The sequence below is a fragment of the Actinosynnema sp. NPDC050436 genome, assembly GCF_040655415.1.
Classification (GTDB): domain Bacteria; phylum Actinomycetota; class Actinomycetes; order Mycobacteriales; family Pseudonocardiaceae; genus Actinosynnema.
The window spans coordinates 11025-29973 of sequence record NZ_JBFAJV010000027.1 but is presented as its reverse complement, the minus strand read 5'-3'; the positions used below and the strand labels follow the sequence as shown (position 1 = coordinate 29973).

General features: G+C 75.7%; 15 protein-coding genes. 6 read left to right on the top strand and 9 right to left on the bottom strand.

Features of this window, described 5'->3' with window-relative positions:
- Nucleotides 1-25: 25 nt before the first annotated feature.
- The 4 genes from AB0I60_RS36260 to AB0I60_RS36245 form a co-directional block, all read right to left on the bottom strand.
- Nucleotides 26-1162 carry an AAA family ATPase gene (locus AB0I60_RS36260; protein ID WP_360738475.1) on the bottom strand — a complete coding sequence of 379 codons (1137 nt, stop codon included), beginning with the start codon at nt 1160-1162 and terminating at the stop codon, nt 26-28.
- On the bottom strand, nt 1159-5961 hold the full coding sequence (locus tag AB0I60_RS36255; protein WP_360738473.1) for a hypothetical protein: 4803 nt from the start codon (nt 5959-5961) through the stop codon (nt 1159-1161). Before AB0I60_RS36255 ends, AB0I60_RS36260 begins: the two co-directional genes overlap by 4 nt.
- Complete coding sequence (locus tag AB0I60_RS36250) at nt 5958-6806, bottom strand: DUF4132 domain-containing protein (protein WP_360738471.1); 849 nt, start codon at nt 6804-6806, stop codon at nt 5958-5960. The genes AB0I60_RS36255 and AB0I60_RS36250 overlap by 4 nt, the downstream gene beginning before the upstream one ends.
- A gap of 265 nt (nt 6807-7071) precedes the next feature.
- Complete coding sequence (locus tag AB0I60_RS36245; RefSeq protein WP_360738469.1) at nt 7072-8190, bottom strand: tetratricopeptide repeat protein; 1119 nt, start codon at nt 8188-8190, stop codon at nt 7072-7074.
- A gap of 244 nt (nt 8191-8434) precedes the next feature.
- Between AB0I60_RS36245 and AB0I60_RS36240 the strand changes: the two genes are divergently transcribed.
- The gene (locus tag AB0I60_RS36240; RefSeq protein WP_360738467.1) at nt 8435-9355 is read left to right on the top strand and encodes a peptidoglycan-binding domain-containing protein; all 921 of its coding nucleotides are present in this window, start codon (nt 8435-8437) and stop codon (nt 9353-9355) included.
- Here AB0I60_RS36240 and AB0I60_RS36235 read toward each other — a convergent pair.
- The gene (locus AB0I60_RS36235; RefSeq protein ID WP_360738464.1) at nt 9352-10611 is read right to left on the bottom strand and encodes an NB-ARC domain-containing protein; all 1260 of its coding nucleotides are present in this window, start codon (nt 10609-10611) and stop codon (nt 9352-9354) included. The genes AB0I60_RS36240 and AB0I60_RS36235 overlap by 4 nt on opposite strands.
- Nucleotides 10612-10805: 194 nt before the next feature.
- Here AB0I60_RS36235 and AB0I60_RS36230 point away from each other — a divergent pair, with 194 nt between their 5' ends.
- The 3 genes from AB0I60_RS36230 to AB0I60_RS36220 all read left to right on the top strand — a co-directional run bounded on the left by AB0I60_RS36230 (nt 10806) and on the right by AB0I60_RS36220 (nt 12413).
- Nucleotides 10806-11213, top strand: a complete 408-nt coding sequence (locus tag AB0I60_RS36230) for an MmcQ/YjbR family DNA-binding protein (RefSeq protein ID WP_360738462.1) — start codon at nt 10806-10808, stop codon at nt 11211-11213.
- A gap of 184 nt (nt 11214-11397) precedes the next feature.
- Nucleotides 11398-12210, top strand: a complete 813-nt coding sequence (locus AB0I60_RS36225; protein ID WP_360738460.1) for a siderophore-interacting protein — start codon at nt 11398-11400, stop codon at nt 12208-12210.
- Entirely contained in the window at nt 12207-12413 is a 207-nt protein-coding gene (locus AB0I60_RS36220; protein ID WP_360738458.1) for a DUF4287 domain-containing protein, read from the top strand. Before AB0I60_RS36225 ends, AB0I60_RS36220 begins: the two co-directional genes overlap by 4 nt.
- 97 nt (nt 12414-12510) lie before the next feature.
- On the opposite strand, the gene AB0I60_RS36215 is transcribed toward AB0I60_RS36220, so the two are convergent.
- The 4 genes from AB0I60_RS36215 to AB0I60_RS36200 all read right to left on the bottom strand — a co-directional run bounded on the left by AB0I60_RS36215 (nt 12511) and on the right by AB0I60_RS36200 (nt 15733).
- Nucleotides 12511-13071: a hypothetical protein gene (locus AB0I60_RS36215; RefSeq protein ID WP_360738455.1), complete on the bottom strand. Its 561-nt coding sequence runs from the start codon at nt 13069-13071 to the stop codon at nt 12511-12513.
- Between the two features lie 381 nt (nt 13072-13452).
- Nucleotides 13453-13800, bottom strand: coding sequence for a VOC family protein (locus AB0I60_RS36210; protein ID WP_360738453.1), 348 nt, complete (start codon nt 13798-13800; stop codon nt 13453-13455).
- Between the two features lie 14 nt (nt 13801-13814).
- Nucleotides 13815-14471 carry a response regulator transcription factor gene (locus AB0I60_RS36205; RefSeq protein ID WP_360738451.1) on the bottom strand — a complete coding sequence of 219 codons (657 nt, stop codon included), beginning with the start codon at nt 14469-14471 and terminating at the stop codon, nt 13815-13817.
- Complete coding sequence (locus tag AB0I60_RS36200; RefSeq protein WP_360738448.1) at nt 14468-15733, bottom strand: histidine kinase; 1266 nt, start codon at nt 15731-15733, stop codon at nt 14468-14470. Before AB0I60_RS36200 ends, AB0I60_RS36205 begins: the two co-directional genes overlap by 4 nt.
- Before the next feature lie 205 nt (nt 15734-15938).
- Between AB0I60_RS36200 and AB0I60_RS36195 the strand changes: the two genes are divergently transcribed.
- Together AB0I60_RS36195 and AB0I60_RS36190 are read left to right on the top strand one after the other, a co-directional pair.
- The gene (locus AB0I60_RS36195; protein WP_360738446.1) at nt 15939-16619 is read left to right on the top strand and encodes an ABC transporter ATP-binding protein; all 681 of its coding nucleotides are present in this window, start codon (nt 15939-15941) and stop codon (nt 16617-16619) included.
- Nucleotides 16616-18940, top strand: a complete 2325-nt coding sequence (locus tag AB0I60_RS36190) for an FtsX-like permease family protein (protein WP_360738444.1) — start codon at nt 16616-16618, stop codon at nt 18938-18940. The genes AB0I60_RS36195 and AB0I60_RS36190 overlap by 4 nt, the downstream gene beginning before the upstream one ends.
- Nucleotides 18941-18949: the final 9 nt, after the last annotated feature.

Sequence of the window (18949 nt, the reverse complement as noted above, 5' to 3'; positions counted from 1 at the left end):
GCGGCCGGCACGGGCCGCTCCGGGATCAGGCGTCGAGGACGTCACGGAGTTCCCACAGCCTGCGCCAGGTGCGCGCGCCGGTCTCGGCGCGGCGGCGCACCGCGCCGTCCCAGTAGCCCAGCAGCCGGGCCGCGTCGCCGGGGTCGTCCTTGCGGACCACGCCCAGCAGGTGGCCGGGCAGCAGGGACAGCGGGTCGCGGTCGCCGGGGAAGTAGGCGTCCGCCAGGCCCAGCGAGGTCGCCACCGAGACCGCCTCGGCGGTGCTCATCACGGTGGACGGCCGCTCGACCGCCCACCCCTCCTCCGACACGCCGTTGCGCAGGTCGCGGAAGGCCGTGACCAGCACCTCCAGCACCACGTCGTCCACCGCGAACGGGGCCTGCACGCGGTCCAGCGCGGCCGTCGCCTGCCGGCGGACCAGGTCGGTCTCCGCCGCGAGGTCACCGATCGGGCCGACCGCCTCGAAGTTGAACCGGCGCTTGAGGGCCGCCGACATCTCCGACACGCCCCGGTCGCGCAGGTTCGCGGTGGCGATCACGGTGAAGCCCGGCGCGGCGTGCACCGTCGCGCCGTCCGTGCCGGACAGCTCCGGCACCGCGATCCGCCGGTCGGACAGGATCGACACCAGGGCGTCCTGCACCTCGGGCAGGCAGCGGGTCACCTCCTCCACCCGCACCACGCCTCCGGTCCGCATCGCGGTCAGCACCGGCGACGGGACCAGCGCCCGGGGGCTCGGCCCCTCGGCCAGCAGCATGGCGTAGTTCCAGCCGTAGCGGAGCTGGTCCTCGGTGGTGCCGGCGGTGCCCTGCACGACGAGCTGGCTGCTGCCCGACACGGCGGCGGCGAGCAGCTCGGACAGCATGGACTTCGCCGTGCCCGGTTCACCGACCAGCAGCAGGCCGCGCTCGCCCGCCAGGGTCACCACGGCGCGCTCCACCAGCGCCCGCTCCCCCACGAACTTGGGGCTGACCACCAGGCGGGTCGGCAGGCCCGCCACCGGGCCGGGCAGCGCCAGCGCGTCGCCGCCGGTGATGAACGTGACGACCGCGCGGGGCGTGAGCCGCCACCCGGGCGGCTTGCGGCCGTCGTCGTAGGCGGCCAGGAACGCCAACTCCTCGGCGTGGGCGTCCTCGGCCGGGTCGATCTGCCGTGCGGCGGTCACCTGCGTCCTCCGGTCTTGAGCTCCTCGTAGGCGGGTGCGTCGCCGTCGAGCACGCGCTGCCAGGCGCGGGCGAACAGGTCGGCGACGGGCTCGCGGGGCACCACCACGCCCTGCGGCTGGCGGGTGAAGCCGAACATCGGGGCCTTCCACGACTCCAGCGGCAGGTGCGGGGCGGGCAGCGCGAGCCACCCGCCGGGCAGGAACAGCGACCGGCCGGCGCGGGCCCGCTTCGCGGTCAGCACCAGGTCGGTCTCCGCCAGCTCCGCCCGCGCCTTGCGCAGCCGCGCGGGCTTCCACCCCGTCCAGCGGGCCGCGTTCGCGTCCGTCGGGTCGGGCAGGGCCAGCAGCTGGAGGTAGAGCACGGCGGCGTCCTCGGACAGGCCGGTCCTGCCGGCCACCTCGGACACCAGCGGCGCGGCCGGCACCTGGTGGTAGGCGTCCGGGTCGCCGGTCGGCGGCACGGCGCACGCCGCCGCCACCCGCTCGTCGGCGAGCAGGTCCAGCGCGCGCCCGACGCCCTGCGAGTTGGTCAGCTCGACCAGGGCGGCGACCACCTCCCGGTCGCCCGGACCGACCAGGCCGGGGCGCACCACGACCCGGCAGTAGTCCTCGTAGGTGCCGATCAGGTGCAGCCAGCCCCGGGGGTCGGCCGACTCGTTCACGCCGGGCAGGTCGACGCCCAGCAGCGCCTGGAGGCCCTTGTTGTCGACCCAGCCGCCCAGGTCGACGGCGAAGCCCGGGTCGGCCACCCGCTGCCGGGCCAGCGCCAGCGACGTCGGCAGGGCGGCGCGCAGCGGCGAGCCCGCCGGGAGCCGGTGCGCCAGCCACAGCAGGACCTCGGGCACGGCCTTCAGGGTCGACTCGGTGAACCCGGACCAGTTCCGGGTCACCACAGCCGTGCCGTCGATCCGCATGTCGGCGTCCTCGGTGAGCCACGACGTGCTGTCGGGGCTGAGCACCCCGGTCACGTACTCGCCGGACGTGGACAGCGGCAGCAGCTTCGCGGCGTCGGCCAGCACGTCGTCCGGGGTCGGGGTGCGCCGGCCGCGCACGGCCACCCACACCTCGGCGACGGCCGCCGCGTCCGGGCCGGTGGTCCACAGCTCCGCCGGGTCGGCCGGCACGGACGCGGCCAGCAGCCGGCGGCGGAAGTCGTCGTGCAGCGGGCGCAGCCGCTCCTTCGCGGTCCGCGCGCCCGCCGCCGACAGGTCCAGCGCCTTGCGGTCCTCGGTGCTCAGGTAGCTCGCGTCCCACCGGTCGACGCCGGACATGCCGGCCAGCAGCACGGTCGCCTCGGCCGTGCCCAGCCCCGTCGCGCCGGTCAGCACCGGCACCGCCTCGGGCCGCCACGGCGCTGGGCCGCGTTCGGCCAGCACCGCCAGGAAGCGGTCGACCTGGGCCGGCCCGAAGGCCGGGCGGATCTCCTCGGCGCGCTCGACCTTCCACTTGCGCGGGAGGTCGAACGCGCCGGGGGTGCGGGTGAACTGGACGCCGTCGAACCGGTTGGGCGCGTCCCGCCGCCACTGCTCGGTGAACAGGGCGATGAACCCGTCCTCGACCGGGGTGACCCGGTGGGTCGGCTTCGCCTCGCCGTCGGGCACCGTGACGCCGACCGTCCGCCAGTGGCCGGTGCCGTCGACCAGGCCGCTGTCGGCGACCGACCGCAGCACCAGGGCCGCCGCCCGGCGGACCTCCTCCGGGGTGAGCGGGGACGCGGCCCGGTGCGCGACCGCGCCCAGCACGGGCAGCAGCTCGCACCACGCCGCGTCGGTCGACTCGGGCAGGGCGCGGCCCTCGGGCTTGGCCTGCCGCGCGGTGTCGGCCAGCGCCGAGAGCAGGTCGGGCAGCGTGGTGCGGAGGGTGACGCGGCTGGAGCGCCGGTCGCCGAACCAGTTCAGCGCGTCCGACACGTCGTCCTCGGTCACCACGGGACCGCTGGGCGCGAAGACCGACGTGTCGACCTTCCGGGCGGCCTGGGCGACCTCGGCGTAGCCCAGGTAGCCGCGCGCCAGCTTCGCCGCCCGCCGGACCACGTCCAGCACGCCCGCGAGCAGCGCCGGGTCGGTCAGGCCGGGCAGCGCGGAGGCCACCGCCGCCGCCAGGTCGTCGCGCTCGCCGCGCACCAGCGCGAGCAGCCGCTTGCGCCGGCTCTTCTTCTCGCCGTCCTCGGCCAGGGCCGCCGCGAGCACCTTCTCGACCGCCTTGCGGGTCACGGCGCGCAGCGCGGCGGAGCCGGCCTCGTCCCGGGGCCGCAGCAGGTGCCACCAGTGCAGCGGCGGGACCAGCGGGGTGCCGGCCGCGTACCTCTCGTGCTTGTCGCCGACGCGCACGGTGCCCAGCAGCACGCCCTGCTCGTCGAGCAGGTGCACGGTGCTGTCGTCGGCGTCGAGCACCAGCCGGCCGCCCGGCAGGTCCAGCACGCCGGACGGGCGGCGCTGGCCCTTGGGCAGCCGGACCCGGCGGCCGTCGACGCCCTCCCCCAGCCAGGAGCCGTCGGCCTCCTTCCGCAGCCGCCAGCCGTGCAGCCCGTCGGCCTCGCCCAGCGGGCTGCCCACCGTCGCCGCCACCGAGGGGCGCAGGTCGCAGCGGCCGAGGTGGAGCTTGGCGCCGTCCGCCGCGAAGTCCTCCACGAAGCGGGGCAGGCTGGCCCGGCCGACCTCGCCGGTCGCCGGGTCGACCTCGCTCCAGCGCCACTGGTTCTCGCGCCACACGGTGGTCCACAGCGTCGTGCCGTCGCCGTACGCCTCCCGCGCCTCCGGGATCTGCGTGTCGCCCGGCCGCACGGCCCGGCGGCCGGCGAACCGCGCACCGCCGGGCAGCCCGATCGACGGCTGGTCGTCGTCGCGCCGGTAGTACGGGTTCGTGCCGGAGTTCGGGTCGAACACGTGGTTTGGTGCGTCGCTCCAGTAGGCGCGCGCCTCCTCCGCGCCGTGCCAGCGGACCAGCAGCCGGCCGTCGAACCAGGAGCCGGTCGGGTGGTAGCCCCACCGGTGCCGGTCGTCGGCCGGCACCCGGGACACGTGCTCGGCGAGCACGCCGTCCGGGCCGGCCACGACGAACGTCTCGCCGCGCCGCAGGACCAGCGCGGGCCAGCCCTCGCCGGCCAGGGCGGTGTCCTCGCCCTTCGGCGGCTGCTCGGTGGACAGGCGGGCGACGGCCTCCTCCAGGCCGGGCCAGCCCAGCTCGTCGAGCAGGCCGGTGCGCAGCGTGTGGTGCAGGGCGGCGGCGACGTCGGTCGCGGCCAGCGCCTCGGCCGCCTCCGGCACGTCGGCGAACGCCTCGGGCACCCGGACCACGGCCAGCGCGTCGAGCTGGTCGCCCAAGGCGGGCAGCCCGGCGACCGACTTGGCCGCCTGCCGGGTGACCCAGTCGCGCAGCGCGATCCGCAGGCCGGGCACGGACACCGCCGAGGACAGCACCTCGGCCGACACCGCGCTCTTGCGGGCGACGTTGCGGAAGTGGTCGACCAGGCCCTTGCCCAGGCCGCGCCCGAGCCGCTCGTCACCGGCCAGCGCCACCAGGTCGCGGGCACCCCCGCCCTCGTCGGACAGCCAGCCGGCGACGTTGACCGAGTAGTCGCTGCGGTTGCCGGGCTCGATCGGCACGCCGTGCGCCACCAGCAGGTCGAGCAGGTCCAGCTCGTCCTGCCGCCAGCCGACCAGCGCGCGCACCGGCACGCCGTCGGCGGCCAGCCTCGGGCACATCGCCTCGACCAGGTCGAGCACGACCGTCGACCGGCCCGTCGAGCGCCAGCCGCTGTCGCGGACCTTGATCACCGAGCCCAGCCACTCGGCCGCGTCCGCCGCGCCGCCGGGCTCGACCAGCTCGCGGGACGCCCCGCACGCGGTGAGGATCTCCAGCCAGGTGTCCAGCACGGGCGCCGAGGCGGGCACGAAGGTGAGCAGCCGCGCGCGGACCTCCTCGTCCCGCGTCGCCAGCCGCACCAGGGAGTCGCGGTAAGACTTCCAGAACGCGACGCCGGCGCGGCTGACCGAGGCGCTGTCGAGGACGGCGCGCAGCAGCCGCTCGTCCTCCTCGCGCACGTCGCGCTTGGCGGCCTTGGCCAGCCGGCGGAGGTCTTCGGGCATCCCGGTGTAGGGCGGCAGGCCGCCCCGGGTGCGCTCGACGCACAGCGTCACGAACAGCTCGTACGCGGCACCCGGCTCGTACTTGCGGGCCAGGCCCTTGGAGTGCGCGGACAGGGCCTTCGCGGTCAGCGCGCCGGCGAACGCGAACTCCAGGAACACCTCGCGGATGCGCTCCGGGTCGACCTGGAGGTCGTGCACCTCCTCCGCCTCGCGCGCCTTGCCGAACATGCTCGCGGCGTAGGTGTGGTTGCCGTGCTCCAGGAAGATCCGGCCGGCCTGCTCGTAGAAGGTGGGCAGGAAGTGCGGCGCGGAGCGGCCGAGCATCTCGCCCAGGGAGGTGAAGCCGTCCTTCGCCGCGCCGGCCCGGGACTTCGCCGTGCGGGCCAGCCGCTCCACGTCCTTGACCAGGTTGAGCGCGTGGTGGGCGTTGGCCGGGTCGTGGACCAGCGCCCACGCCGGGAAGCCGAGCGCCTCGCGCTTGCCGGTGCCGACCCCGGTGACCCGGGCGGGCTCGCCGAACCCGAGGTACTCGCAGGTCAGGTCTTCGGCGCGGCCGAGCACGGCGGGCACCAGGCGGACCACGACGCGCTCGCCCAGCGCGGCGTGCAGGTACCGGCGGGCGGTGATCGTGTCGCGGTCCTCGCCCCCGGACGTCGTGCCGGGGAGCACCGCGCCCGCGCCGATCAGGGCCTTCTCGTCGTGCTCGCTCACCGGGCCACCGCTTCCTCGACGACGCGCCCGGCGTGGATCGCCGAGGCCATGCGCATTCCCTCGGACCACGCGACCGGTCCGACGTCGGACAGGGGCAGGCCGGTTCCGTCCTCCAGCGCCCAGTGCAGGCCGCCGGTCCAGGTCTCGCCCTCGGGGTAGTCCGAGCCGATCCAGAACCGCGCCTCGACCACCCGGCCGCCCTCGAACGCCGAGTACACCGCGTCACCGCCGCGCACCGGGTAGCCGAACGTGCGGCACCGGCCCAGCGCGTGGTTGAGCTGCTCGAACTTGCCGCCGGCGAAGTCGTCCACGGAGGTCTTGCCCGCCGCGTGCGGCCGGCGCGGGAAGGTCTGCCGGAACAACTGCTGGACCTTCTGCTCGACGCCGAGCTCCGCGCCGAACTCGCGCAGCTCCTCCAGGTCCTCCAGCAGCACGGGGTGCGGGACGGACACCGCCTCCGGCCGCAGCCGCACGGTGTCACCGTCCACAGTGACCACGCCCAGGCCGCGCTCCGCGTCCGCGTCGCGCAGGAAACCGACCTCGCCGTCCGCCACGACCACCAGGTCGCGCAGCGCGCCGGCCCACGCCTCGTCCGGCCACACCTCGGCGATCAGCGCGGAGGGCACGGGCAGCGACCGCACCATCCAGCCGTCCACAGCGGACAGGCACTCGGCCTCGTGCCGGGCGAGCCACTCCGCGAGCTGGCGCAGCTGCACCACCTGCGGGTCGTCCTTGAGGGACGCGGGCACCGAGGACAGCACCTTGCCCTTGCCGTTGCGGGCCTGGACGCGCCCACCTTCCCCAAGCCGCACCTGGTACCCGGACGCGGCGTCCAGCCAGCCCACGTTTCCTCCTGCGAGAGTCGTGATCGAAGTTGTTGGCCGGAGGCTAGCGACGAGCACCGACAAAAACCGCGTACCAGCCGTTTCGCAACCCCGCCGTGATCAGCGGAGGCACTTCCGGCACCCCTGCCCGGCCCACGGCGCCGGCCCGGGGGACCCGCGTGATCGACTCGCCGGTCCTGGCCGGCAGGCGGCGGCACGGATCGGGTCCGGGCGGTCGGACCGTCCGGGAAGGACGGTGCCCGTGCCGGCGGGTCAGCGCTCCAGGTCAGCGCTCCAAGTCAGCGCGGAGCCGGCGGATCCGGTCGGCGGCGCGGTCGTCCACGTCGGCCAGCAGGCCCATCGCCTCGTCCAGCCGCCGCAGCGCCACGCCGTGCTCCCCCGACGCCCAGAGCGCGCGCCCGAGGTACTCCAGCACGGCGGCCCGCTCGGCAGGCGTTGTGCCCGGGAGTCCTCTGTAGAGCCGCAGCGCCTGCTCCAACTGCTCGGCCGCCGCTTCCGGCCGCCGTGACTCCAGCAGCGTCGCGCCGATCGCGGTCGAGGCGCGCGCCGCGCCCTGCCGGTCGTCCGAGTCGTGGTAGCCGGCGGCCAGTTCGCGGTAGCAGTCCAAGGCCGCGTCCGGGCGGCCCCAGCGCCGGTAGATCCCGGCCCGCCGCCACAAGGCGTCCGCGATGCCGAACGGCACGCCCATCTCCGAACGGGTGCGCGACTCGCGGATGCCGTGCAGTTCGGCGGTGGCGAAGTCGCCCGCGTCCGCGAACCACCGGGCCGCCGCCGCGAGCAGCCCGGCCACCGCGTCGGGCCGCCGGGCCTCGGCCGCCGACTCCGCGCCCCACCGCGCCACCTCGTGCGCCCACGCCCGGTCGCCGGGCGGTGCGGGCAGCGACCAGATCCGGGCGGCCAGCGCGACCGCCAGGTCGTGGCAGCCCGCCCGGCTGCCGGCCCGGACCGCCGCCGCGAGCAGGTCGCGGTGGTCGGACAGCCACGCCGCCGCCGCCGCGCGGTCGGCGAACCCGACGGCGGGCAGCACCAGCCGGGCGGGTTCGTGGTCGAAGCCGAGCAGCGGGGCGTCGGCCAGGTCCGGGAAGGTGTTCAGCGCGGTGAGGAAGTCCTCGCCGATCCGGCGGGCCACCCGGACCGCGCGGGCCTCCCTCGGCGAGGGTTCGAGGGGTGGCGCGGGCCGCACCGCGTACCGGCCGTCGCCGACCGCGCGCAGCGGCCCGCCGGCCGCGAGGCCCGCCAGGACGCCGTCGACCAGCCACAGGTCCACGTCGGCACCGACCGCGAGCACGCGCGCTGGCAGGACGTCCGTGCCCAGGACCCGGAAGGCGCGGAGCAGGTCGCCCCGGGTGGCCGCACCGCCCGACGCACCGCTCGCCCGCGTCACCGCCAAGCCACCTCCGACCGCCGTCCGAAGCACCCGATGATGCAGGTTCCGGGCGGTCCGTGGTGCGCCGATCCGGGCGGCGGGCGAGCACACCGGCCCCGACCAGCGGCTCTGCGCCGACCGTCACCCGTTCGGGGAAGCAAGTTCAGCCGTCCGGGCGGGGGCTCACGGCCACGGGACGACCCGGTCGCGGCCCTCCGTTCAGCCGATGGAGACCACCGGGCGGGCCTGACAGCATCGCCGCATGGGGGATGACGAGTCGAGGCCGGACCCTTCCGGTGCCACGACGGCCGGTGACTTCATGGCCGGGCTGCGTGCCTTGCGCGTCTGGTGCGGCCTGACCTACCGGCAGGTGGAAGCGGCAGCACGCGCGAACGGGGACGTGCTGCCGCACTCCACCGTCGCCACCGCACTGGCGCGCAAGACGCTGCCGCGCGAGGAACTGGTGACGATGTACGTCCGGGCCTGCGGCGCGGACGAGCAGGAGTCGACGCGGTGGCTCGCGGCACGGCGCAGGCTTGCCGTCGACCAGGCCGTCCCGGTGGCCAGACCGCGCCGCATGACGTCACGCGTGTGGCGGACGGCGGCCGGTGCCGTCGTGGTGGTGGTGTTGTCCGTCGCCTTGCAGGCGGCCGGCACCCCGCGAACGTGCGCCGACCCGTTGCACCTGGGCGACGGTGGCCTGTGCGTGAAGGACCTCCAGGTCGCTCTCCAGCGCACCGGGTTGGCGTTGCCGGCGGATGGGAGGTTCGGGCCGTACACGAAGATGCGGGTGGTGGCGTTCCAACAACTGACCGGGCTGCCGCCGACCGGGATCGCCGACCAGCCCACGATGGACGCGCTCGCCCGGCCGCGCGCCCTCGCCACGTGGTCGCCGCAGCGCGTGGAGCAGCGGGTGCGCGAGGTCTTCCCCGAGGAGCCCGACCGGGCCGTGCGGCTGGTCGACTGCCTGTCCCGGCTCGACCCGCTGTGGATCTACGGCCGGGCCGACAAGACGCGCGACTGGGGACTGTTCCAGCTCAACGACCGAGAGGTGCTGTTCGACTTCCGCTCGGACCACACCACGGCGCTCGACCCGGAGAGCAACATCGGGATGGCCCGCGCGGTGTGGCGGCGGACCGGCGACTTCAGCCGGTGGCACTGCGAATCGGCCCCGGTGCGTTAGGCCGCCGTGTGTCGCGCCGGGTCGTCACGCGCACGGGCGTACTCGCGCAGCAGGTTCGACATCGCGTACAGCTCACCGCCCTCGTAAGTGACCAGGTGTCGATCGGCCAGGCCGCCCAGCACGGCCCGCACCCGGTCCAGCGGCACGCCGGTCGCCATCGCCAGCGCCGACGGGCAGATGACCGGCAGCGTCCCGCACAGCCGGAACACCCGCCGGCCGACCTCGTCCAACCGGTCGTGCTCCGTGTCGAACACCGCCGTCAGCCCCAGGCGGGGATCGCCCAGCGCCGCCGGCGGGCCGGTGATCTCCATGCGCGCGACGAGGTCCGCGAGCGGCGTCGCGACGGTGCGGTCCAGGGTCACGGCGGCGGCGCGCAGCACCAGCGGCACCCCCTCGCAGAGGTCGGCGAGACGGGCCGCCGCGTCGGGTTCGGCGGTCACGACCCGCTCGCCCGCCGCTCGGGCCAGCACCGCCACCGCGTCCGCCCGGTCCAGCGGCGGCACGGCGAGCACGTGCGCGCCGTCGTGCACGGACAGCGCCACCATCCGGTCCCGGCTGGTCACGACCATCGCAGACCCCGGACCGCCGGGCCGCAGCAGGCGCACCCGGTCGGCCGAGTCCACGCCGTCCAGCACGACCAGGACCCGGCGGTCGGCCACCACGGACCGGAACAGGGCGGCGGCGTGCCGCTCGTCGGCGGGCACCGCCGGACCGGGCACGCCCAGGCCCACCAGCGCGTGGGCCAGCGCCTCCCCGGCGGTCGCGGGCGACGCCAGGTGCAGCTGGCCGTCCGGGAAGCGGCCCGCCGCCCGGTGCGCCCACTCGACCGCGAGCGCCGACTTGCCGACGCCGGGAGGGCCGGTCACCACCACCAGGCCCGCCCCGCCGACCACCTCGCCCAGCGCGGCGAGCCCGGCCCGCCGGCCCAGGAGCCCGACCGGCGCGGGCAGTTGGCGCGGCACCACCGGGGCCGACGGCTCCCCGGTGGCGGCCACCCGGTCACGGGCCGCCAGCCACGCCGCGACCTCGGCACCGTCGGCACCGCACGCCCGCACGTACTCGGCGACCAGCTCGCGGCCCGGCAGCGTCGAGCGCTGCAACATGGTCGCCACCGTGCTGGGCGGCAGCGAGCCGCCGCCCTGCCGCGCTCGTCGCGCCAGCTGCCGGTACGACAGGCCGGCGACCTCCCTCCGCCGCCTGAGCAGTGCCAGGAACTCGGCTCGGCTGCCCGCCCCCACCGGATCGACGTCGTCCACGTGCTCCCCCGTTCCCCGTGACCCGGCCGACACTGCTGGCGGGGCTGCCGCCGGGCAAGGCGTGCCCCCGTCCGAACCCGTTCGGGGTTGTGCGAACACGGCCGCCTTCGCCCGAACAGCGGCCTGCTCGCACCCTGCCGGACCACCCGGGCGGGACGGGATAATGCGCGGGCGACGACAGGGGGAGGTACCAGGTGGCGGACTACCCGGACGTGCCGGAGGAGGTCCTGGCGCAGGTGCGGGCGAGGTGCATGGCGCTGCCGGAGGTGTACGAGGAGCAAGCCTGGCGCGGCACCCGGTGGCGGGTCGGGCAGCGGGCGTTCGCGCACCTGCTGGAGGTCGACGGCGGCAAGCCCGCGTCCTACGCGGAGGCGTCGGGGGTGGAGTCCGGCAGCGTGCTGACCTTCCGCGCCACGGGGCCGGAGCTGCTCGCGCTGAGCGTCGCCCCGCGCCCGTTCTTCAAGCCCCGGTGGTCGGCCAACGTCGTCGGGCTGCTCCTGGACGCCGACACGGACTGGGAAGAGGTGGGCGAACTGCTCGTGGAGAGCTTCTGCGCGTCCGCGCCGAAACGGCTGGCCGGCCTGGTCGAACGCCCGTCCTGACGGCCGGGCCGAGCATGGCCGACGACACCGTGCGTGCCCGGACCCTGCCACGGGAGAGGCTACGAACGTAGACTCACCGGGAGAACCGGGCAGTGCCGGATCGAGCGGGCACTGCTCCGGACGGTGGACACCGCGACGTACGGTGGGCACCGGGAGTGGTGTCACGCACAGAGCAGGAGAACCGATGGCCGAACGATCCCGGGTGAAGAGCGGTCGCGTGGTGCGGACCGAGCAGATCTCGCCCGACATGGTGCGCGTCGTGCTGGGCGGGGACGGGTTGGCCGAGCTGGCGGTGGGCCCGTTCACCGACAGCTACGTGAAGCTCCAGTTCCCCCAGCAGGACGTCGCCTACCCGGAGCCGTTCGACCCGGCGGTGATCCGCGAGACGATGCCGCGCGAGCAGTGGCCGCGCACCCGCACCTACACGATCCGCCGGTGGGACGAGCAGGCCCGCGAGCTGTGGATCGACTTCGTCACCCACGGCGACTCGGGGGTGGCGGGGCCGTGGGCGCAGAAGGCGCAGCCCGGCGACGTGCTGCACTTCGCCGGTCCCGGCGGCGGCTACGCGCCGGACCCCGCCGCCGACTGGCACCTGCTGGCCGGTGACGAGAGCGCGTGGCCGGCCATCGCCGCCGCCCTGGAAGCGCTGCCCGCCGACGCCGTGGTGCGGGTGTTCGCCGAGGTCGAGGGCCCCGACGACGAGCAGGACGCGCCGTTCGACGTGGTGTGGCTGCACCGCGCCGGCCGCCCGCGCGGCGAGGCCGTGGTGCAGGCCGTGCGCGAGCTGGAGTTCCCGCCCGGCCGCGCGCACGTGTTCGTGCACGGCGAGGCGAACATGGTCAAGGGCCTGCGCGGCCACCTGCGGCTGGAACGCGGGCTGGAGCGCGACCAGCTGTCCATCTCGGGCTACTGGCGGCTGGGCAAGGACGAGGACGGCTGGCAGTCCACCAAGACGGACTGGAACCGGCAGGTCGAGCAGGAGCAGGAGCAGGCGTGAGCGAGACGGTCAAGGGCCCGGCGAGCTACTTCCCGGCGATCGAGAAGAAGTACGGCAAGCCGGTCGCCGAGTGGCAGCGGCTCGTCCGCGAGTCGCCGCTGACCAAGCACATGGAACTGGTCGCGTGGCTCAAGTCCGAGCACGGCCTCGGCCACGGGCACGCGAACGCGCTCGTCGCGCACACCCTCGCCGAGGGGAAGTAAGGACCGGCCGGGACTCCAGCGGTGGACCGGTCACCGGGACGCGTCACCGCCGACCGGTGACCGGACCCCGCCGGACGAGGTGAATGCCGTGCCCGGGTCAGGCCACGCACGGACTGCCGGTCTGCGTCGTGGACCGGCTGGGGCGTTCGTTGACCCACCTGACGGTCTGGTTCGTCTTGGCCGTCCGGCACCTGGCGACCCACGCTTCGCCTTCTTGCCGGCTGTTCACCTTCTTGTTGGTCCGGTAGGTCTTGTCCCCGCCGGCCCAGACGAAGAACTTCTGCTTGGCGTAGCCGTAGTCGGTTTTCTTGTTCACGCCGCCGGTGGCGCACTTGGTGCCCTCCGTACCCGGGCCGTTCCACTGCTTGCCGTCGGCCGTGCTGCCCGGGTGCGATGCCTGGCAAGCACTTCCCCACCGGGTTGCCTCGTCGTGGTTGTAGACCTGGCCGGGGCTGCGGAAGGTCTGCGACCGGTACGTCTGCTCGGTCACCACGACGATGTACCAGGCGGGGTAGTCGGCCGCTGCGACCGGGGCGGCTTGGGCCGTCAAGGTCACGGCCACCGTCGCCGCCGCGATGGCGAACCGGCGGAAAGCGGTCGTGACGAGGAACCTGCCACCGCCAGTGCGGGCGAGCGGGGAGGAAGTGCGCGGAGTCATGGGGGCGCCTCTCGCTGACGGGACGGGATCGTCCTCGGCCTCGGAACCGTTCGGCGATCCGCTTCCGCGACTCGCGCCGACGAGTGCAGGACCGCGGCTTCCCATCACCGCACACCGCCACGGTGAACGCATCCCCAGGTCCAGCGCAGCAAGAGGCTCGTCACGCACACCTGTTCACCAATACGTGTGGCTGCTCGCTCCCATCGTGTACGAATGCCGACCAGACGGGCAGCCGGATGACGGTTCCTTGGATGATCGGCAGCGGCCCGTCGTGGTCGACCCCAGCGGCGCGGCTGGTGGGCCTGCATCAGCCCGACGATGCGTTGTCACCACGTCGCGGAGTCGGGCTGCGCCAACGGCCGAACCGCTCGGATCGCCGGCTCAGTGCGCCAGGACGTTGACCACGTGCCCGTCCGGGTCGCGCACGAAGAACCGGCGCACGCCCCACGGCTCGTCGCGCAGGTCGTGCACGATCTCCGCCCCCGACTCGACCGCCGCGCGGTAGCAGGCGTCCACGTCGTCCACCTGGATCGACGCCACCGGCACCACCGACGCGGTCTCGTCGTGGGTCATCAGGCTGAGCTGGACCTCCGGCCGCGCCGGGTCGGCCAGCGTCACGATCCACCCGTGGTCCATCACCACCCGCAGCCCCAGCACCGAGGTGTAGAACGCGACCGCGTCCGGCAACGACGTGCTCTTCAGATCCGGTACCACCCTGTTGACCGCCATGAGCCGATCATCGCCTACACAGCGCCGCTCGGGCTCACCAGCCCCGTCTCGTAGGCCGCGATCACCGCCTGCACCCGGTCGCGCAGGTCGAGCTTGGCCAGGATGCGCGCCACGTGCGTCTTCACCGTCGCCTCGGACAGGTGCAGCCGCGCGGCCAGCTCGGCGTTGCTCAAGCCCTGCGCGAGCAGCCGCAGCACCTCCAGCTCGCGCGGGGTCAGCGACGCCAGGTCGCGGTGCACGACGCCCGCGTCGCGGTGCGCGAACCGCTCGACCAGCCGGCGGGTGATCGCGGGCGCGAGCAGGGCGTCGCCGGCCCGCACCATCCGGATCGCGGCGACCAGGTGCTCCGGTGTCACGTCCTTGAGCAGGAACCCGCTCGCGCCCGCCGACAGCGCCGCGTACACGTAGTGGTCGAGGTCGAACGTGGTCAGGATGACGACCCTCGGCTCCCCCGGTGCCCCGGTCAGGATGCGGCGGGTCGCCTCCAGGCCGTCCAGCTCGGGCATCCGGACGTCCATCAGCACCACGTCGGGCCGGGTGCGGCGGACCGCGTCGACGGCTTCCGCGCCGTTGGTCGCCTCGCCGACGACGTCGATGCCGTCGGCGGTGAGGATCATCCGGAAGCCGGTGCGCACCAGCAACTGGTCGTCCGCGATCACGACGCGGGTCACGACGCCTCCAGGGGGATCAGTGCGGTCACCCGGAACCCGCCCTCGGCCGTCGGACCGGTCCGGAGGGTGCCACCGTAGACGCTGAGCCGCTCGCGCAGCCCGATCAGGCCCCGGCCGCCGGGTGCGCGGCCCGCACCGGCCCGGCCGCCGGTGTCGCCGACCTCCACCCGCAGCCGTTCCGGCCGGTACTCGACCAGCACCGACGCCGACGCGCCGGCCGCGTGCTTCACGGTGTTGGTCAGCGCCTCCTGCACCACCCGGTACGCGGCCAGCTCGATCCCGGACGGCAGGGCGCGGGGCGTGCCGTCGACCTCCAGGCGCACCGGCACGCCGGTCGCGCGCACCCGGTCGACCAGCGCCGCGACCTGGCCCAGGCCGGGCTGCGGGGCCAGCGGGTCGTCCGCCTCGCCGTCCGAGGTGAGCAGGCCCATCACGTGCCGCAGCTCGGACATGGCCGCCCGGCCGCCCGCCTCGACCGCGAGCAGCGCGTCCCGGGCCTGGTCGGGGTCGGCGGCCATGACCTTGCGCGCCGCGCCCGCCTGGATGACCATCACGCTCACGTTGTGGGTCACCACGTCGTGCAGCTCGCGGGCGATGCGGGCGCGCTCGTGCTCGACCGCGCGGCGCAGCGCCTCGGCCTGGTCGCGCTCCAGCGCGGACATCTGCGCCAGGCCCTCGTCGGTGCGCAGCTTCCAGGTGCGCATCCCGTTGGCGGCGAACGCGATGGGGACCACGATCAGCAGCGGCACGTACTCCTGCGGCACGGCCGGCAGCCGCGAGCTGCCCAGCGCGTTCGCGGCCACCGCCACCGCCACCACGCCGAGCAGCGTCGCCCACCGGTACGGCGAGTACACCGCCGCGCTGTAGACGGCGATCACCACGGCGTAGAAGGTCAGCCGCGCCTCGTCGCCGGCCGCCAGGACGGTCATCGCCGCCACGACCCACAGCACCGCCAGCGGGTAGCGCCGGCGCGCGGTGAGCGCCACCGAGGCGACCAGCGCGACCAGCACCGGCCCGACCGGTTCCTCCACGGGCTCGGGCAGCAGCAGCCGGAGGTCGACGACCGGCGGCCGGAACACGTCGGGCGTGGGCCCGGGCACGTCCACGCCGCCGAGCGCGAAGTCGATCGACAGCACGGCGACGAGCAGCGCCAGCAGCGCGTCGAACACGCGGTTGCGGCGGGTCGGCCGGGGCGGCGGCCCGCTCGCCCGCACCAGCGCCGCCCACCCGGCCCTCGCCCGGTCCGCCCACCACCTCTGCACCGGCCCATTCTCGCCGACGCGCCGGCGGCCGGGCATCGGCGCCGACGCCGGTTCCCCGCTCCCCCGGGACTACGCCGCGAGGATGACGCCGCGCGCCGTCATCCCGGCGCGGTACCGGAAACCGCTCCGCCGACCGACGCGGCCGGGCCGGGCCGGCTCCTAGCTTCGACCGCGCCACAACGGCTCGGACCCCGGGAGACGACGCATGACCACGCCGGTGATCGAACTGCGCGACGTGAGCCGCAGGTACGACGGCGGACCACCCGCCCTGCACGGGGCGTCGCTGACCGTCCGGCCGGGCGAGGCGGTCGCGGTCCTCGGTCCGTCGGGCAGCGGCAAGTCGACCTTGCTGAACCTCATCGCGGGGCTGGACCGGCCGGACGGGGGCACGGTGACCGTGGACGGGGTGCGCGTCGACCGGCTGGGCGAGGCCGCCGCCGCGCGCTACCGGCGGGCGCGGATCGGCATGGTGTTCCAGTTCTTCAACCTGCTCGACGACCTGACGGTGGCCGACAACGTGGCGCTGCCCGCGCAGCTCGCCGGCACCTCCCGGGCGCAGGCCCGCCGGCGGTCGGCCGAGCTGCTGGCGGCGCTGGGCGTCGACCGGCACGCCGAGTCCTACCCGGGCCGGCTGTCCGGCGGCGAGCGGCAGCGGGTCGCGGTGGCCCGCGCGCTGGTCAACCGCCCGGCGCTGCTGCTGGCCGACGAGCCGACCGGGGCGCTGGACTCCGCGTCCGGCGAGGAGGTCAGCGCGCTGCTGGCGGGGTTGAACGCCGAGGGCCAGACGCTCGTCGTGGTCACCCACGACCTGGAGCTGGCGAAGTCGTGCACGAACCGCACGATCCGGATCGTGGACGGGCACGTCACCGAGGAGGACGCCCGATGAGCGCGCTCGGCCGCGTGGTGCGCGCCGGGCTGGGCCGCCGCCGCGTGCAGGCGGTGGTGATCGGGCTGGCCGCGATGATGGCGGTGACCGCGTCCGTGCTGGGCGGGTCGCTGCTGGTGGCGTCGAGCGCGCCGTTCGACACCTCGTTCGAGGAGCAGCGCGGCGCGCACGTGATCGCCCGGTACTCGGCGGACGCGGGGCCGCCGGAGGCCGCAGCGCCGCCGGAGGTGACGGCGAGCGCCGGTCCGTTCCCGACCGCCACGGCCACGCCGGACGCGGGGGCGGGCGTGGACCGGGCGCCGCTGGTGATCGCGGGCCGGGCCGACCCGGGCGGGCCGGTGGACGCCGTCGCGGTGACCGCCGGGCGGTGGGTGGCCGGGCCGGGCGAGGTCGTGCTCGCCACCGACGGGCCGGGCGGCGAGCGGCTGCTCGGCCGGGAGGTGCGGTTCGCGGAGCTGGACACCGCGCTGACCGTGGTCGGGGTGGCGCGGTCGGTCGGCCGGACCGCCGAGGCGTGGGTGCTGCCCGCCGTGCTGGCCGAACCCGAGGGCTACCAGGTGCTCTACCGGCTCGCGGCGGCCGACACCGCCGAGCGGGTCGACGCGGCCACCGCCGCGATCGGCGCTGCGGGCGGCGGGTTCACCGGTGCCCGGTCGTGGCTGGTGGTGCGGCACGAGGCGGTGCGCGAGACGGCCGTGTTCGTGCCGTTCCTGGCCGCGTTCGGGGTGCTCGGGCTGGTGATGTCGGTGCTGGTCGTCGGCAACGCGGTGGCGGGCGCGGTCGCGTCGGGCACCCGGCGGATCGGCGTGCTCAAGGCGCTCGGGTCCACGCCCGCGCAGGTGGTGTGGGCGTACCTGGCGCAGGCGCTGGTCCCGGCGTCGGCCGGCACCGCGCTCGGGGTCGGGGCCGGGTACCTGCTGGCGGTCCCGGTGCTGGCCGACGCGGGCGAGGTGTTCGGCACCACCGCGCGCCCGGTCGACCCGCTGGTGGGCGTGGTGGTCGTGGCCGGTGCGCTGGGCGTGGTGGCGGTGACCGGGCTGGCCGCCGCGTGGCGCGCGGGGCGGCTGCGCACCGCCGACGCGCTGGCGGTCGGCCGCACGCCCCGGCCGGGGCGGGGTCGCCGGGCCGGGCGGCTGTTCGCGCGGCTGCCGCTGCCCCGCCCGGTCGGGCTGGGCCTGGCCCGCCCGTTCGCCCGGCCGGCGCGGGCGCTCGCGCTGGTCGCGGCGGTGGTGTTCGGGACGGCGGCGGTCACGTTCGCGGTCGGGCTGGGCGCGACGCTGGCGGAGGTGCAGTCCGCGCGGCAGCCGGACGCGGCGGACGTCGCCATCGGCGGCGGCGGGCCGGGTGGTCTGGCGGCCCCGCCGACCGCCGCCCCGCAGCCCGGCGGACAGCCCCCGCCCGTCCGGCGGGTGGACGCCGGCGCGGTCGCCGCCGCCGTCGACGCGCAGCCCGGCACGGCCGGCCACTACGGCGTCAGCCGCGCCAAGACGTCCGTGCCCGGCGTGCCCGGGACGGTGGTGGGCCTGGGGTTCTCCGGTGACACCTCCAGCAGCTCCTACCGGTTGATCTCCGGGACCTGGTTCCACGGGCCGGGCGAGGCCGTGGTGCCCGCGCCGCTGCTGTCGGCCACCGGCACGCGGGTCGGCGACACCATCACCGTCGAGGACCGGGGCCGCCCGGTGGCGCTGCGGATCGTCGGCGAGGTGTTCGACACCCGCAACGACGGGCTCCAGGTGCTCACGGACGCGGCGTCGTTCCCGGGGTTGCCGCCGACGAGCTACCACGTCACGGTCCGCCCCGGCACCGACCTGGACGCCTACCTGGCCGGGCTGAACGCCGCGCTGGGCCCGCTGGGCTCGGAGGCCCGGCCCGGCCGGAGTTCGGGTTTCAGCGACATGCTGTTCCTGATCGGCGGTCTCACCGCGATCCTGACGCTGATGCTCGTCGTGGTCGCCGGCCTGGGCGTGCTCAACGCGGTGGTGCTCGACACGCGGGAGCGCGTGCGGGAGCTGGGTGTGCACAAGGCGCTGGGGATGACGCCCCGGCAGACGATGACGGCGGTGGTGTGCTCGATCGTGCCGCCGGGGGTGGTGGGCGGTGCGGTCGGCGTGCCGGTCGGGGTCGCCCTGCACGGGGTGATCGTGCCCGCGATGGGCGACAGCGCGGGCACCCGGCTGCCGGCCGCCGCGTACGCGGTGTTCAGCCCGGCGGCGTTGGCCCTGTTCGTCGTCGGGGGCCTGCTGATCGCGGTCCTCGGTGCCCTGCTGCCCGCCGGGTGGGCCGCGCGCACCAGGACCGCGAACGCGTTGCGCGCCGAGTGACCGGCGGTG

What these genes read in the sequence shown, in the direction of transcription:
- AB0I60_RS36240 (WP_360738467.1), top strand. Translation starts at nt 8,435, where the DNA reads ATGGGGGATGACGAGTCGAGGCCGGACCCTTCCGGTGCCACGACGGCC.
- AB0I60_RS36225 (WP_360738460.1), top strand. Translation starts at nt 11,398, where the DNA reads ATGGCCGAACGATCCCGGGTGAAGAGCGGTCGCGTGGTGCGGACCGAG.
- AB0I60_RS36215 (WP_360738455.1), bottom strand. Translation starts at nt 13,071, where the DNA reads ATGACTCCGCGCACTTCCTCCCCGCTCGCCCGCACTGGCGGTGGCAGG.
- AB0I60_RS36210 (WP_360738453.1), bottom strand. Translation starts at nt 13,800, where the DNA reads ATGGCGGTCAACAGGGTGGTACCGGATCTGAAGAGCACGTCGTTGCCG.
- AB0I60_RS36195 (WP_360738446.1), top strand. Translation starts at nt 15,939, where the DNA reads ATGACCACGCCGGTGATCGAACTGCGCGACGTGAGCCGCAGGTACGAC.
- AB0I60_RS36190 (WP_360738444.1), top strand. Translation starts at nt 16,616, where the DNA reads ATGAGCGCGCTCGGCCGCGTGGTGCGCGCCGGGCTGGGCCGCCGCCGC.